The organism is Streptomyces sp. TLI_171 (assembly GCF_003610255.1).
GTDB lineage: Bacteria > Actinomycetota > Actinomycetes > Streptomycetales > Streptomycetaceae > Kitasatospora.
Genome location: NZ_RAPS01000001.1, coordinates 1,334,435 through 1,347,440, shown reverse-complemented (window position 1 = coordinate 1,347,440; position 13,006 = coordinate 1,334,435). Strand labels below are relative to the sequence as shown.

Below are 13,006 nucleotides of genomic sequence, written 5' to 3'. Positions count from 1 at the left end.
GAACGGAGGATGTGCGCGCAGCCAGGGTCGGCCATCACGCGCACACGCGGGGACGGGACTCTCCGGCTGGCACCACGGGTCCCGTCCCCGACCGTTCGGAGCGATTGAATCAGCCTTGCCGACGGGCGGAGGTGCTCGCGCGTCCGCCGCGCCGGCACCACCGAGCGGTTCGACGCCCCGGCCGCCGCCCTCGCCGAAGCCGAGGAGGCCGGCGAGGAGATCGCCGCGGCCCGCGCGGACCGGCAGGCCGGGACGACGGCGGGACCCGTCAGGCGGCCGGTTGCCGAGGTGGCGCGGCCCGGCGGGAGAGCGCTCTCCCTCAGGATCTCGATCGGAACAGGATTTCGGTGCAAGGGTCTCGGCTTTTCTCTCGCCATGAACTAACCTCATGCCGAGGCGTTTCACCCAGGTGAAGCCCAGGTTTCCAATCGTGCCGTGGCGGCGTTGACGCTCGGTGGCGGGAGCCTGGGCTCCGGTTTTGGGTGGAGAGCGCTCTCCAAGATTTTCCCCCACCCCACCCACCGCTCACAGCAGGAGGAGCCATGCGGCTCGCCCCTCCCCCTTCCGGCGCCCCCACGCGCCGGGTGCCTGCCGTCCTCGCCGCCGCGGCCTTGGTCGCCGGTGCTGTCATGACGCTCCCGGGCACCGCGGCGCACGCCGCGGACACGCTGCTCTCGCAGGGCAAGACCGTGACGGCGTCCAGCCAGGAGAACGGCGGGACCCCGGCCACCGGCGCCGTCGACGGCAACCTCGGCACCCGGTGGTCCTCGGCCGCCTCGGACCAGCAGTGGCTGCAGGTCGACCTGGGCGCCGTCGCCACCATCAGCAAGGTGCAGCTGAACTGGGAGACCGCGTACGGCAAGGCGTACCAGATCCAGACGTCCACCGACGGGACGACCTGGACCACGATCTACTCCACCACCACCGGCGCCGGCGGCACCGAGGTGCTGAACGTCAACGGGTCCGGCCGGTACGTGCGGATGAACGGCCTCACCCGTGGCACCGCGTACGGCTACTCCCTCTGGGAGTTCCAGGTGTTCGGCACCCAGGGCGGCTCCACCGGCGGCTGCTCCACCGACAACGCGGCGCAGGGCAAGACCGCCACCGCCTCCTCCACCGAGAACGGCGGGACCCCGGCCGCCGGCGCGGTGGACGGCAACACCGGCACCCGCTGGGCCTCCGCGGCCGCCGACCCGCAGTGGCTGCAGGTCGACCTCGGCTCGGTGCAGCAGCTCTGCCAGGTCGACCTCAAGTGGGAGGCCGCGTACGGCAAGGCCTACCAGATCCAGGCCTCCAGCGACGGCAGCAGCTGGGCGACGATCTACTCCACCACCACCGGCGCGGGCGGAAACGAGACGCTGAGCGTGTCCGGCTCGGGCCGGTACGTGCGGATGTACGGCACCCAGCGCGGTACCGGATACGGCTACTCGCTCTGGGAGATGGGCGTCCACACCGGTGGCGGCTCGACTACCCCGCCGGTCCAGGGCGGCGGCGACCTCGGCCCGAACGTGCTGGTCTTCGACCCGTCCACGCCGAACATCCAGGCCACCGTCGACCAGGTCTTCGCCAAGCAGGAGTCGAACCAGTTCGGCAGCGACCGCTACGCGCTGCTGTTCAAGCCCGGCACGTACAGCAACATCAACGCCCAGATCGGCTTCTACACCTCGATCCAGGGCCTGGGCCTGAACCCGGACGACACCACCTTCAACGGCGACGTCACCGTCGACGCCGGCTGGTTCAACGGCAACGCCACCCAGAACTTCTGGCGCTCCGCGGAGAACCTGCACCTGAAGCCGGTCAGCGGCACCGACCGCTGGGCCGTCTCGCAGGCCGCGCCGTTCCGCCGCATGCACGTCGAGGGCGGCCTCAACCTCGCCCCGGCGAGCTACGGTTGGGCCTCCGGCGGCTACATCGCCGACTCCAAGATCGACGGCCAGGTCGGCAACTACTCCCAGCAGCAGTGGTACACCCGCGACAGCTCCATCGGCGGGTTCTCCAACGGCGTCTGGAACCAGACCTTCTCCGGCGTCCAGGGCGCCCCCGCCCAGGGCTTCCCGAACCCGCCGTACACCACGCTCGACACCACGCCCGTCTCGCAGGAGAAGCCGTTCCTGTACCTGGACGGCAACGACTACAAGGTGTTCGTGCCCGCCAAGCGCACCAACGCCCGCGGCGTCTCCTGGGGCGCAGGCACCCCGCAGGGCAGCTCGCTGCCGCTGAACCAGTTCTACGTGGTGAAGGCCGGCGCCACCGCCGCCAGCATCAACCAGGCGCTCGCGCAGGGCCTCAACCTGCTCTTCACCCCGGGCGTCTACCACGTCGACCAGACCATCAACATCACCCGCCCGGACACCGTGGTGCTCGGCCTCGGCCTCGCCACCGTCATCCCGGACAACGGCGTGACCGCGATCAAGGTCGCCGACGTGGACGGCGTCAAGGTCTCCGGCCTGCTGCTGGACGCCGGCACCGTCAACTCCCAGGCCCTGCTCCAGGTCGGCAACGACACCCCGGGCGCGAACCACGCGGCCGACCCGATCGTCATCCAGGACGTCTTCGTCCGGGTCGGCGGCGTGACCGCCGGCAAGGCCACCAACGGCATGGTGATCAACAGCAACAACACCATCGTCGACCACACCTGGATCTGGCGCGCCGACCACGGCGCGGGCGTCGGCTGGGAGAGCAACCGCTCCGACTACGGCTTCGTCGTCGGCGGCAACGACGTCCTCGCCACCGGCCTGTTCGTCGAGCACTTCAACAAGTACGACGTGTGGTGGAAGGGCAACGGCGGCCGCACCATCTTCTTCCAGAACGAGAAGGCCTACGACGCCCCCAACCAGGCCGCCATCCAGAACGGCAGCGTGCGCGGCTACGCCGCCTACAAGGTCGAGAACTCGGTCACCACGCACGAGGGCTGGGGCCTGGGCTCCTACTGCTACTTCAACGTCGACCCGACCATCGTGATGGACCACGGCTTCGAGGTCCCGGTCACCGCGGGCGTCAAGCTGCACGACATCCTGGTCAACTCCCTCGGCGGAAACGGCCAGTTCGCCCACGTGGTGAACGACACCGGCGCCCCCACCTCGGGCACCGGCACCGTCCCCTCCAACGTGGTGTCCTTCCCGTAAGGCCCGACCCGCACCAACGGCCGCCGTCCCGATCCCCGGGGCGGCGGCCCGCGCCGTTCCCGGTGCGTACCCACCGGCTGTCGGGGCGCCGGGCCTGACGGTGAGTCAGTCCGCTGCGGCCAGGCGGCGCAGGGCCAGCTCTGCGGGCGGGCCCCAGGTGGGTTGGCCGCCCGGGAGGCCGCGGCGGCCGTTGTCGGCGAGGTGGAGCAGGACGAGGGCGCGGAGCACGGCCCAGCCGCGGGCGCGGCGCAGGGTCGCGGGGTCGGTGCGGTACGCGGCGTGGAAGTGCTCGGCGCCGCCGTCGGGGAGCAGGAACCAGAGCGCCGAGAGGTCCCAGGCCGGGTCGCCCGCGAACAGGTCGCCGAAGTCGACGACGCCGCAGAAGGTGCCCTGCGCGGTGAGGACGTTGGCGGCGTGCAGGTCGCCGTGCAGCCAGAGCGCGGGGCCGTTCCGGACGGGGGCGGCGACGGCGTCGGCCCAGACGGCGCGGAGGGCGTCGGCGGCGCTGTCGGGGACGAGGCCGAGGGCGGTGGCGGAGGCGAGCCGGTCGGCGAAGGCGTCGGCGCTCGCGCTGAGCGGGCCGCCGCGGCCCCGGCCGGCGGGCGCGTCGGCGGGGGCCGGGCGGTGAAGGGCCGTCAGGAAGCCGGCCAGGGCGGCCGCGGAGTCGGCGGGTTCGGTGGCCGGCGCCCGGTCGGCGGGCTCGCCCGGGACCCAGGTGGTGACCAGCCACGGGCGGGGGAAGCGCACCGAGGGTGCGCCGAGCCGCTGCGGCACGGGTACCGGCAGGGGCAGCCGCGGGGCGAGCCCGGGCAGCCGGGCGTACTCCTTGAGCAGCAGGTCGTCCGCGCTGTCGGTGGCCCAGGGGAGGCGGACGGCGAGGTCCTCGCCGAGCCGCCACAGCTGGTTGTCCCAGCCGCGGGCGCCGAGCTCGACCGGCCGGTCGGCGAGGTCGGGGTGCTGGTCGCGGAGCAGCGCGCGGACCAGCTCGGCGGTGATCTCGATCTCGCTGTGGGTCATGCGGCCCCACGGTAGTGGGTCGCGGTGGAGTGCGCGGCCCGGTGCCGCGTTGCCGCCGGAACCCGGGACGGATCGCGCGCCCCGGTCTCCGGACGGCGTCTGCCGGGCCCGGCGGCTTGCGCACTCGCCGGTCCGGGTCCGGCACCATGTCGATCACCAGGCCCCCGCGCCACGACCCGTACCGGAGCAGCCCCATGACCGTCGTCCCCACCCGCAGCGGCCCGGTGCGCGGCGAGCGCCGCGCTGACGGCAGCGTCCGTTTCCTCGGCATCCCGTACGCGCAACCCCCGGTCGGGGCACTGCGGTTCGCCGCGCCGGTGCCGCCCGTGCCGTGGGCGGAGGAGCGGGACGCCACCGCGTACGGGCCGACCGCGCAGCGCCGCCCGTTCGCCGAGGTGACCACCATTCCGGAGCCGAGCGTCCCGGGCGACGGGACCCTGAACCTGAACGTCTTCACACCCGGGGTCGACGCGGCGGCGGGTCTGCCGGTCCTGGTGTGGATCCACGGCGGCGGGTACGTCGCGGGGAGCGCGGCCAGCCCGTGGTACGACGGCGCGGCGTTCAGCCGGGACGGGGTGGTGCTGGTCGCCGTCGGCTACCGCCTGGGCGTCGAGGGCTTCCTGCACCTGCCGGACGCGCCGGACAACCGGGCCGTGCGGGACTGGGTCGCCGCGCTGGAGTGGGTCCGGGACAACATCGCGGCGTTCGGCGGCGACCCGGCCCAGGTCACCGTCGCCGGGCAGTCCGCGGGCGGCGGAGCCGTGCAGACGCTGCTCGCCACGCCCGCCGCCCAGGGACTGTTCCGGGCCGCGATCTCGGTGTCGGGCGCGGTGCCCGACCGGCCGGACCGCAGCGGCGCCGAGGCCGCCACCCGGGAGCTCGCCGCACGCACCGGCGCCACCCTCACCGCCGCCGCCCTGCAGGACGCCACGGACGCCGAACTCCTCGCCCTGCAGGACGCGTCGGCGGCCGTCGGCGACCCGCTGCGGGCACTCGCCCCGTTCCCGGACGGGGAGTTGGTGCCACGCCCGGTGCGGGCGGCCGCCGCGGAGTCGGAGGTGCCGCTGCTGCTCGGCTTCACCGCCCACGAGTTCAGCGCGCCGGGGGAGGCGGCGGCCGAGGACGTCCCGGGGATGCTCGCCGCGCTCGGCCTCGATCCGGAGCGCGCCGCACGGTTCCGGGCCGAACGGCCGCTCGCCGGGCCCGGCGAGGTGCTCACCGACTGGCTGTTCCGCGGCCCCGGAACGGCCCTCGCCGAGGCCCGGGCCGAGCGTGAACTGCCCACCTGGCTGTACCAGTTCGAGTGGACGGGCACGGCCGAGGGGCGGGCCGGCCAGGCCTACCACTGCACCGACCTGCCGTTCGCCTTCGACCTGTTGCACGCCGAGGGCGTCGAGGCCGCGCTCGGCGCGCACCCGCCGCAGCAGCTGGCCGACGCCGTGCACGCGGCCTGGGTCGCCTTCGTCCGGGACCTCGACCCCGGCACGGGGTGGCCGCCCTACGTGGAGGGTCGCGCCACGATGCGCTGGGACGAGCAGCCCCGGGTGGAGCACGACCCGCTGCGCGCCGTCCGGGAAATCTGGCACGGGTGACGGGTGACGGACAGTCAGGGGCGGCGGGTGGCCAGCAGGGTGGCGAGGTCGGGGGCGAGCCGGACCTCGGTGGTGAGCAGCGCCGGGTGCCGGTACCAGACGGTGCGGCCGGTGTCGGGCCCGCCCCGGAAGGTCGGCGGCCAGGCGGTGAGCGGCGTCAGGTCGTCGACCACCAGGGTGCCGCCCGGGGTGAGCACCCGCTCGGGGTCGGCGGCGGCGGTCTGCTTGCCGTTGCCGCCGCCGTCGAGCACCAGCAGGTCGAACGGTCCGTGCCCGGCGATCGCCGTCCAGTCGCCGTGCACCAGCTCCAGGTCGGGCACCTCGGCGAACAGCTCCCGTACCGCGGCCACGCGGGCCGCCTCCCGTTCGACGCTCACCACCCGCACGCCGGGCCGCCGCCCGGCCAGCAGCCAGCCGAGGCCGACGCCGCACCCGGTACCGGTCTCGCCGATCCGGCCCGCCGCGCCCGCCGCCAGCGCCTGCAGCAGCCGCCCCTGCTCCGGACGGCACGACTGGTCGAAGCCCAGGCGCTCCGCCAACTCCACGGCCCGGGCGACGAGTTCCGGCAGCGCGGAGCGGTCGGCGGGGTAGGCGGCGGTTCCGGTCGTCGACATGCGGTCACCCTAACGGCTCGCCGCGGAACGCCCGGTCCGGGCGGCCGGCCCGCACTGCCGGCACCCGGAGGCCGGGCGGGGCGGTCCGGGTTCGTGTGCGACACTTCATGGCGTTTCGGACCTCGACACGGCACTCCGCGCCCCCCGCACGGGCGGTCGGCGCGGGCAGGCAGGAGCACCACGTGGACCAGCGGCGCGACACCCCGGCCGCTCCCGACGGGCCGCACCGGGTGCTGGCCGCGCTCGCCGAGCGGCGGCGCACCGGCAGCCGCCCCGGGCAGCGCGCCGACGGCCTGCGGATCGCGCTGGCCGTCGAGGGCGGCGGCATGCGCGGCGTGATCTCCGGCGGCATGGCCCTCGCCCTCCACGAGGCGGGCCTGACCGGCGCGTTCGACGCCGTCTACGGCGCCTCGGCCGGTGCGCTGACCGGTGCCTGGCTGCTCAGCAGCGACCCCACGCAGTTGGAGGGCTGGGCCGACGCGCAGTACGCCAGGGAGATGGTCCGGCCCGGCAACCCGTTGCGCGGCCGGCCCGTGGTCGACGTCCGGACCCTGGTCGAGCACTTCTACACGCACGTCGCCCGGATGGACTTCGACGCGATCCTCGGCAACCCGACCACCCTGCACCCGCTCGCCACCCACGTCGGCACCGGCGTCTCCACCGACCTGCACCCGCTGCTCACCGACCCCGCCCGGCTGCGCCTCGCCCTGCGCGCCAGCGCCGCCCTGCCGCTGCTCGCCGGACCGCCGGTGGAACTCGACGGCAGCCACTACTACGACGCGGGCCTCGCCGAATCCATCCCGTTCCGCACCGCGCTGGCCCAGGGCGCCACCCACGTCCTGGTGCTGCGCTCCCGCCACGCCCCGGCCGCCCCGCCCGCCGCCGGCCCGCCCTCGCGGGGCTCCCGGCTGATCGCCGGCACCGTGCTGCGCCGCCACCCGGACCCGCTGCGCGCCTCCTACCTGGCCCGCGCCGAACGACTGCTGGCCGACGAGGAACTGCTGGCCCGGCACGACCGCACCCCGGCCGCCGACGGCCCCGCCGTGCTCTCGGTCCGGCCCGGACCCGAGACCCCCTCGGTCGGCCGGCTGGCCCGCGACGCGCCACTGCTGCGCGCCGCGCTGGACGGCGGGCGCGCCACCATGGACGCACTGATCGCCCGCCTGGACTGAGGCCCCGTCCGAAGACGCCGCCGGCCGGTGGGAGCCCGACGCGGATGGTCGGTCGCGGGCGCCGACGGTTCGTCAGCAGGCGCGGCGCAGCAGTACGCCGCGGCTGCCCGGCGCGGCCGGGCACGGGCCCGGGTGCGGGGCGGCCAGGTCGACCTCCTCGACCAGCAGCCAGCCCTGCTGCGCGGAGAGCCAGGGGCGGAGCCGGCCGTCCAGGGCCGAGGGTGCCAGCGCGACGAACAGCAGGTCGGTGGGCAGGGCGTGCAGCAGCTCCAGGTCCTGGCCGGGGTGCAGGGAGTCGATCAGCAGCACCGCGCCGAAGCGGCGGCGCACCGGGGGAGGGTCGGCCAGGTCGCCGGCGGTCAGCCGCAGCCGGGCGCGGCCGCGCAGGGCCGCGAACAGCCGGGCCCGCAGGGCCGGGTCGGGTTCCGCCGCGTGGACGGTGTAGCCGGCCTTCAGCAGACGGACCGTCAGCGCGCCCTCGCGGGCGCCGAGTTCGGCCAGCGCCCCGCTCCCCGGCGGCCGGTGCCGGGAGACCCACGCGGCGGTGGCGTCCAGCCGTTCGGCCTCGTAGCGGTCGCCGTCGGCGGCCACCAGGGTGTCGGTCACGGGCACGTCCCGTCGCAGGGGTTCGATACGTCCGGTCCGACCCTAGCCATCGCGTTCGTTCGTGGTCCACACCATCGCCCAGAAAAGTTTACGGTTCACGGTCAATTCACGGGACGAAAAACAGGGGCCCCCGGAGGAGCCCCTGTCAGGGTCGTGCGCCCGGCGGCTCAGACCGGGTCGTCGTACGGCTCGTCCTCGTCGTACCGGTCGTCGCGCCGGTGCCCGTCCTCGCGCGGCTCCTGCCGGACCGGCATGACCCGGCCGAGCTGGAGGGCCGCGTACATGTTGAGCATCGGGTCCTCCTCGACGATGCCGTCCGAGTACGCCTCGTCCTCCTCGTCGGGGCCGAGGTGGCGGCCGTTGCGGGACCCGCTGCTGCCGCCGCCGCGGATCGAGCTGCCGCCCACCGGGCCGTAGCCGTGGGCCATGCCCATGCCCATCGGGCCCATCATGCCGCCCGCCGGGCGGGCCCCGGCGCTGTTCGTGCTGGTGCCGGTACCGCCGCCGGAGGAGGACCCGGACGAGCCGGAGCCGCCGCTCACCTGGTGGTCGGTCTCCACGTTGGCGCGCGAGGCGCTCCGGGAGGAGGTCGACCCGCCGCTGCCGGGCACGGCCAGCCTGGTGCCGATGCCGGCCGCGCCGTGGACGCCGGGAGCGCCCGGGGACCCGCCCGGACCCGAGCCGCCGCCGAGGCCGCCCGGACCGCTGGCGGCGTGCAGGTTGGGCTCCTTGAGGCCCAGCGTGTTCACGCCCGCGCCCGGGCCGCCGCTCCGACCGCCGCGGGACAGCGCCGAGCTGACCGGACCGAGTTTGGGCATCAGGGCCGCGAACGCGTTCAGCCCGGCGTCCGAGGAACCGCCCGTCCGGGGCGAACCCACGGTGGACAGCGAGGAGTTCAGCGAGGAGTTCGGACTGAACGGGTTCGCCACGGTGGAGGCGATGCTGTTCAGCGACATCCGGTTGCTGTCCTCGTTGTCGCTCAGGTTGCCGCCCAGCTTGTCCATCTTGTCGGCCGTCTCGCGGAACGAAGACAGGATGCGCTTGAGCACGTCCTCGGCGATGGTGCGCAGGATGTGCTGCGCGGCCTCGACCACGATCTTGCCGAAGCGGTCGCCGGAGTCGCCCATCTTCAGGCTCTGCACGATCCGCGCGAAGGACGTGCCGTGCGACTCGATGTCGTCCGCGCCGCGGCGCAGATCGGCTGCGCAGCTCGCGAGTTGGGCCAGGTCGATGTTGAAGCCCTGGCCGGTGGAGGCGTGGGACGGGGTCGGCAGGACCTTGTCCGCCGCCTTCTCGATCATGTCCTCGATCGGCTTCGTGACGATCTGGGCCAGCTTGCTGACCGCAGCCTCCAGCAGCTGGTTCATCACCATCCGGCCCATCTGCAGCACCGCGGCGGTGCTCCACGGACCGGTCGACGACGCCGCCGCCAACTGGGCCTCGATGGAGAACAGTTGGGTGATCGACTGGGTCTTGGCCAGCTCGACGGCCACTGCCGCCGCGCGCAGCACCTTGGCCACCGTCTGGCAGATCTCGACGATCACCTTGGAGTACTTGGTGATGGTGCTCCACAGCTCGGCGAGCCGGTCCGCCGAATCGCCCTGGTACACCTCGTGAAGCATGGTGAGCGCTCGGTCCGCCGTCATCTGGGCAGAGTCCAGCGCGCTCGCGAACTTCTCCAACTGGCTTGCCAGCTGGTTCAGTTCGTCCTCATTGGCACTGGGGAACCGCACGCCCAGCAGGCCGAGAATGTGGTTGAGCCCCGATGGTAGTTCCACAGCCATGCCGCCCCCAGCTGCTGCCCCGTGTTGTCGTCCCCGTGTAAGTACCTGATCGCGCACTGCGACGATACACATACCGGACGACAACGACCACCTCGCCCGGGGACGGTTCCCGCATTGTCGGCAAACCGGTACACCGTTACGGTGTGCGCCATGGCATGGGGATCATGGTGGCGCGGCCGGTCCGGGACCGGTCCGGACGCGGCCGGCAAGAGTGTGGAACGGCCTTCTGTACAGGCCGTATTGGGTGCGGTCGCGGGCGAACTGTCCGCGCTGCACGGCGAATCGTGGCGGGTCGAGGGCGAAGAGGTGCGCGGGCCGGGCGCGTTGGCGGTGCGGCTCGGCACTCCGCACGACGACTACCCGCACCATCTGGACCTGGTCTTCCTGGCCGACCGGGACCGCCCGGAGACGGCCGTGCCGGACTGCGTCACCGGCATCGGCGGCGGCGACCACGACCCGGTGCGCCGCGGCATCGAGGTGTGGGCGGCCACCACCGGCGTCTCGCTGCTCGAACTGGTCGCCCACAACGGCCGGTTCGCCGGACACCTGGACCCGGGCGACCCCGACGGCCTGCCCGGCTGGCACGCCATCCACGGCGGCATGGTCGGCTGGGGCACCGGCGACCGCTTCCACGACGTGCAGGACTGGCTGGTGCGCAACCCGGTGCTGCCCGCGCTCGCCCCCGCGCTCGGCGGCGAACTCGGCCGGGACCAACTGGTCGGCGTGAAGGTGTTCCTCGGCAGTGGCGGCGGCGAGCAGTCCGCCGAGGTCCGGGTGCACGGCGAGGTGCACCCGGAGGCGTCCGCGGCCCTGGCCGCCCTCGCCTGGCCCCGAGTGACCGAGGGTCACGCCTACGCCCGGACCTTCGTCCTCCTGGTGCGCCGGGTCGGCGACCGCCGGGGGACGGTGGGGGCGAGTCGCTGAAGCGCAGCGCCTCGGCACGGGGGTGGAGCGCAGCGCTTCGGCGAGGCCCGCGGGCGGGACTGACGGGAAGTCAGGCCGGGTGGGGCGGGGTCGGGTAGTGCCAGGTGCCGGGCGGGGCGGTGTAGTCCGGAAGCCAGGCCGCCAGGACCTGTGCGGAGGGGTAGAACATCGGCTCGGGGAGCGCGTCCACCGCGATGCGCTCCCAACCCGCGCACGCGTGCGGCTCGGTGACCAGGGCCTCGGCCAGGCTCGGCGGGGCGAGGACCGCCGCCGTCACCCGGGTGCGGCCCAGTTCGTGGTCGAGCAGCACCGCCAGCACCCGCATGTCCGCGGCCGGCAGCACGATGCCGGTCTCCTCGGCCAACTCCCGGGCGGCGGCGGCCTCGAAGGACTCGCCGGGGTGGTCGACCTTGCCGCCCGGCAGGCTCCAGGTCGGCGGTTCGCCGGCAGTGGTGCGGCGCCCGATCAGCACCCGGCCGTCCCCGGTCGGCACGATCACGCCGGCGCCCACCAGGGGAGGCGACGGGAGTTGAGGGTCCGTCACCACTTGCCCTTCTGGTAGTCCTTCAGGAAGCAACCGTACAGATCCTCGCCCAGCTCGCCGCGGACGATCGGGTCGTAGACCCGGGCCGCGCCGTCCACCAGGTCGAGCGGGGCGTGGAAGCCCTCCTCGTGCAGGCGCATCTTCTCCGGGTGCGGGCGCTCGTCGGTGATCCAGCCGGTGTCGACGGCGGTCATCAGGATGCCGTCGGTCTCGAACATCTCCTGCGCGCTGGTGCGGGTCAGCATGTTCAGCGCGGCCTTCGCCATGTTGGTGTGCGGGTGCCCCGCGCCCTTGTAGCCGCGCTCGAACACCCCCTCCATCGCGGAGACGTTGACCACGTACTTGCGCCGCGCCGGGGAGGCGGCGAGCGCCGGGCGGAGCTGGCTGATCAGGATGAACGGGGCGGTGGAGTTGCACAGTTGCACCTCCAGCAGCTCGATCGGGCCGACCTCGTTGACGGTCTGCACCCAGCTGTTGGTGGCCGCCAGGTCGGGGACCAGGCCGCCCGCGTCGATGGCGGTGCCCGCCGCGATCCGCTCCGGCGAGGCCGATCCCGTCACCAGGGCCAGCGCGGTGACCTGCTCGGCGCTCACCGAGGGCTGCTCGCCGCGGCTCTGGCCGGGCAGGGCGGGCACGTCCACCGCGCCCGAGCCGAACCGGCCGATCACGGTGGAGGCGGGCAGCACCCCGGCGGGCAGCGGCGCCGACTCGGCGGCGACCAGCTCGCGGTAGGCCTCGGGGGAGCGGCGCACGGTCTGCGCGGCGTTGTTGATCAGGATGTCCAGCGGGCCGTCCGCCGCGACCTCGTCGGCCAGCGCCATCACCTGGGCGGGGTCGCGCAGGTCGATGCCGATGACCTTCAGGCGGTGGATCCACTCGGCGCTGTCCGGCATCGCGGTGAAGCGGCGGATCGCGTCGTTCGGGAAGCGGGTGGTGATGGTGGTGTGCGCGCCGTCCCGCAGCAGGCAGAGCGCGATGTACATGCCGATCTTGGCGCGGCCGCCGGTGAGCAGGGCCCGCTTGCCGGTCAGGTCCGCCCGGGCGTGCCGGCGGGAGCGGTTGAGCGCGGCGCAGTTCCGGCACAGCTGGTGGTAGAAGGCGTCCACCTCGACGTACCGCTGCTTGCAGGTGTAGCAGGAGCGCGGGCGCTCCAGGATGCCGGCCAGCTCGGTGGTGGTCTCGGTGCTCAGGCCGAACACGCCCGCCGTCTCGTCGTCGATCCGGCCGGGCGCGCCGGTGGCGGTCTTCGCCGTCACCGCGCGGTCGTTGGCGGTCTTCCGGGCCCGGGTCTCCTGGCGGCGGCGCTGCTTGAGGGTGCGGAAGATCCCGCCGACCGCCAGCCGGACGGCGATCGCGTCCGGGTGGTCGACGTGGATCTCGTCCAGTTCGGCGATCACCGCCAGGCACGTCTCCAGGCGGTCGGGGTCGATGCCCTTGCCGTAGTCGATCGACTCCGGGGCGTCGACGGCCGCGGCGCGGTCGCCGGGGGCGTCGGCGCCCGGGAAGTCGGTGTGCTCGGTGCCGTCCGGGCCGGTCTGCGGGTTCGTCACTGCCTGATGCTTCCTCGATCGCCCCATGCGTACCGCCGAACTCTACGTGAGCGCCGCCCTCCGGGGCGAAGGCTGTGA

General features: G+C 74.1%; 10 protein-coding genes. 4 read left to right on the top strand and 6 right to left on the bottom strand.

Going from position 1 to position 13,006, the window contains the following annotated elements; all coding sequences use genetic code 11:
• The first annotated feature begins 629 nt into the window (after positions 1 to 629).
• The gene (locus BX266_RS06175) at positions 630 to 3,125 is read left to right on the top strand and encodes a discoidin domain-containing protein (RefSeq protein WP_099897906.1); all 2,496 of its coding nucleotides are present in this window, start codon (positions 630 to 632) and stop codon (positions 3,123 to 3,125) included.
• A 105-nt stretch (positions 3,126 to 3,230) separates the two neighbouring features.
• Here the strand turns inward: BX266_RS06175 and BX266_RS06170 are convergent, their stop codons facing one another.
• The gene (locus tag BX266_RS06170; RefSeq protein ID WP_099897905.1) at positions 3,231 to 4,142 is read right to left on the bottom strand and encodes an aminoglycoside phosphotransferase family protein; all 912 of its coding nucleotides are present in this window, start codon (positions 4,140 to 4,142) and stop codon (positions 3,231 to 3,233) included.
• Positions 4,143 to 4,336: 194 nt separating this feature from the next.
• Here BX266_RS06170 and BX266_RS06165 point away from each other — a divergent pair, with 194 nt between their 5' ends.
• Complete coding sequence (locus BX266_RS06165; RefSeq protein ID WP_218969233.1) at positions 4,337 to 5,734, top strand: carboxylesterase/lipase family protein; 1,398 nt, start codon at positions 4,337 to 4,339, stop codon at positions 5,732 to 5,734.
• A gap of 14 nt (positions 5,735 to 5,748) precedes the next feature.
• Here the strand turns inward: BX266_RS06165 and BX266_RS06160 are convergent, their stop codons facing one another.
• Positions 5,749 to 6,348 carry an O-methyltransferase gene (locus tag BX266_RS06160; protein ID WP_099897903.1) on the bottom strand — a complete coding sequence of 200 codons (600 nt, stop codon included), beginning with the start codon at positions 6,346 to 6,348 and terminating at the stop codon, positions 5,749 to 5,751.
• A 182-nt stretch (positions 6,349 to 6,530) separates the two neighbouring features.
• Here BX266_RS06160 and BX266_RS06155 point away from each other — a divergent pair, with 182 nt between their 5' ends.
• Positions 6,531 to 7,520 (top strand): patatin family protein, encoded by a 990-nt coding sequence (locus tag BX266_RS06155; protein WP_218969232.1) that lies wholly within the window; start codon positions 6,531 to 6,533, stop codon positions 7,518 to 7,520.
• Between the two features lie 72 nt (positions 7,521 to 7,592).
• Here BX266_RS06155 and BX266_RS06150 read toward each other — a convergent pair whose 3' ends face one another.
• Both BX266_RS06150 and BX266_RS06145 read right to left on the bottom strand, forming a co-directional pair.
• Complete coding sequence (locus BX266_RS06150; RefSeq protein WP_099897902.1) at positions 7,593 to 8,126, bottom strand: hypothetical protein; 534 nt, start codon at positions 8,124 to 8,126, stop codon at positions 7,593 to 7,595.
• Between the two features lie 167 nt (positions 8,127 to 8,293).
• Positions 8,294 to 9,910: a WXG100 family type VII secretion target gene (locus BX266_RS06145; RefSeq protein WP_143686870.1), complete on the bottom strand. Its 1,617-nt coding sequence runs from the start codon at positions 9,908 to 9,910 to the stop codon at positions 8,294 to 8,296.
• Between the two features lie 150 nt (positions 9,911 to 10,060).
• Between BX266_RS06145 and BX266_RS06140 the strand changes: the two genes are divergently transcribed.
• Positions 10,061 to 10,834 (top strand): DUF6348 family protein, encoded by a 774-nt coding sequence (locus tag BX266_RS06140; protein WP_147437091.1) that lies wholly within the window; start codon positions 10,061 to 10,063, stop codon positions 10,832 to 10,834.
• A 70-nt stretch (positions 10,835 to 10,904) separates the two neighbouring features.
• Here the strand turns inward: BX266_RS06140 and BX266_RS06135 are convergent, their stop codons facing one another.
• Both BX266_RS06135 and BX266_RS06130 read right to left on the bottom strand, forming a co-directional pair.
• On the bottom strand, positions 10,905 to 11,378 hold the full coding sequence (locus tag BX266_RS06135) for an NUDIX hydrolase (RefSeq protein ID WP_180290400.1): 474 nt from the start codon (positions 11,376 to 11,378) through the stop codon (positions 10,905 to 10,907).
• Positions 11,375 to 12,928, bottom strand: coding sequence for an SDR family NAD(P)-dependent oxidoreductase (locus tag BX266_RS06130; protein ID WP_399169092.1), 1,554 nt, complete (start codon positions 12,926 to 12,928; stop codon positions 11,375 to 11,377). The genes BX266_RS06135 and BX266_RS06130 overlap by 4 nt, the downstream gene beginning before the upstream one ends.
• Positions 12,929 to 13,006 lie beyond the last annotated feature (78 nt).

Coding starts and splice junctions, on each gene's coding strand:
- BX266_RS06160 (WP_099897903.1), bottom strand. CDS start 6,348: ATGTCGACGACCGGAACCGCCGCCTACCCCGCCGACCGCTCCGCGCTG.
- BX266_RS06165 (WP_218969233.1), top strand. CDS start 4,337: ATGACCGTCGTCCCCACCCGCAGCGGCCCGGTGCGCGGCGAGCGCCGC.
- BX266_RS06175 (WP_099897906.1), top strand. CDS start 630: ATGACGCTCCCGGGCACCGCGGCGCACGCCGCGGACACGCTGCTCTCG.
- BX266_RS06145 (WP_143686870.1), bottom strand. CDS start 9,910: ATGGCTGTGGAACTACCATCGGGGCTCAACCACATTCTCGGCCTGCTG.
- BX266_RS06140 (WP_147437091.1), top strand. CDS start 10,061: ATGGCATGGGGATCATGGTGGCGCGGCCGGTCCGGGACCGGTCCGGAC.
- BX266_RS06170 (WP_099897905.1), bottom strand. CDS start 4,142: ATGACCCACAGCGAGATCGAGATCACCGCCGAGCTGGTCCGCGCGCTG.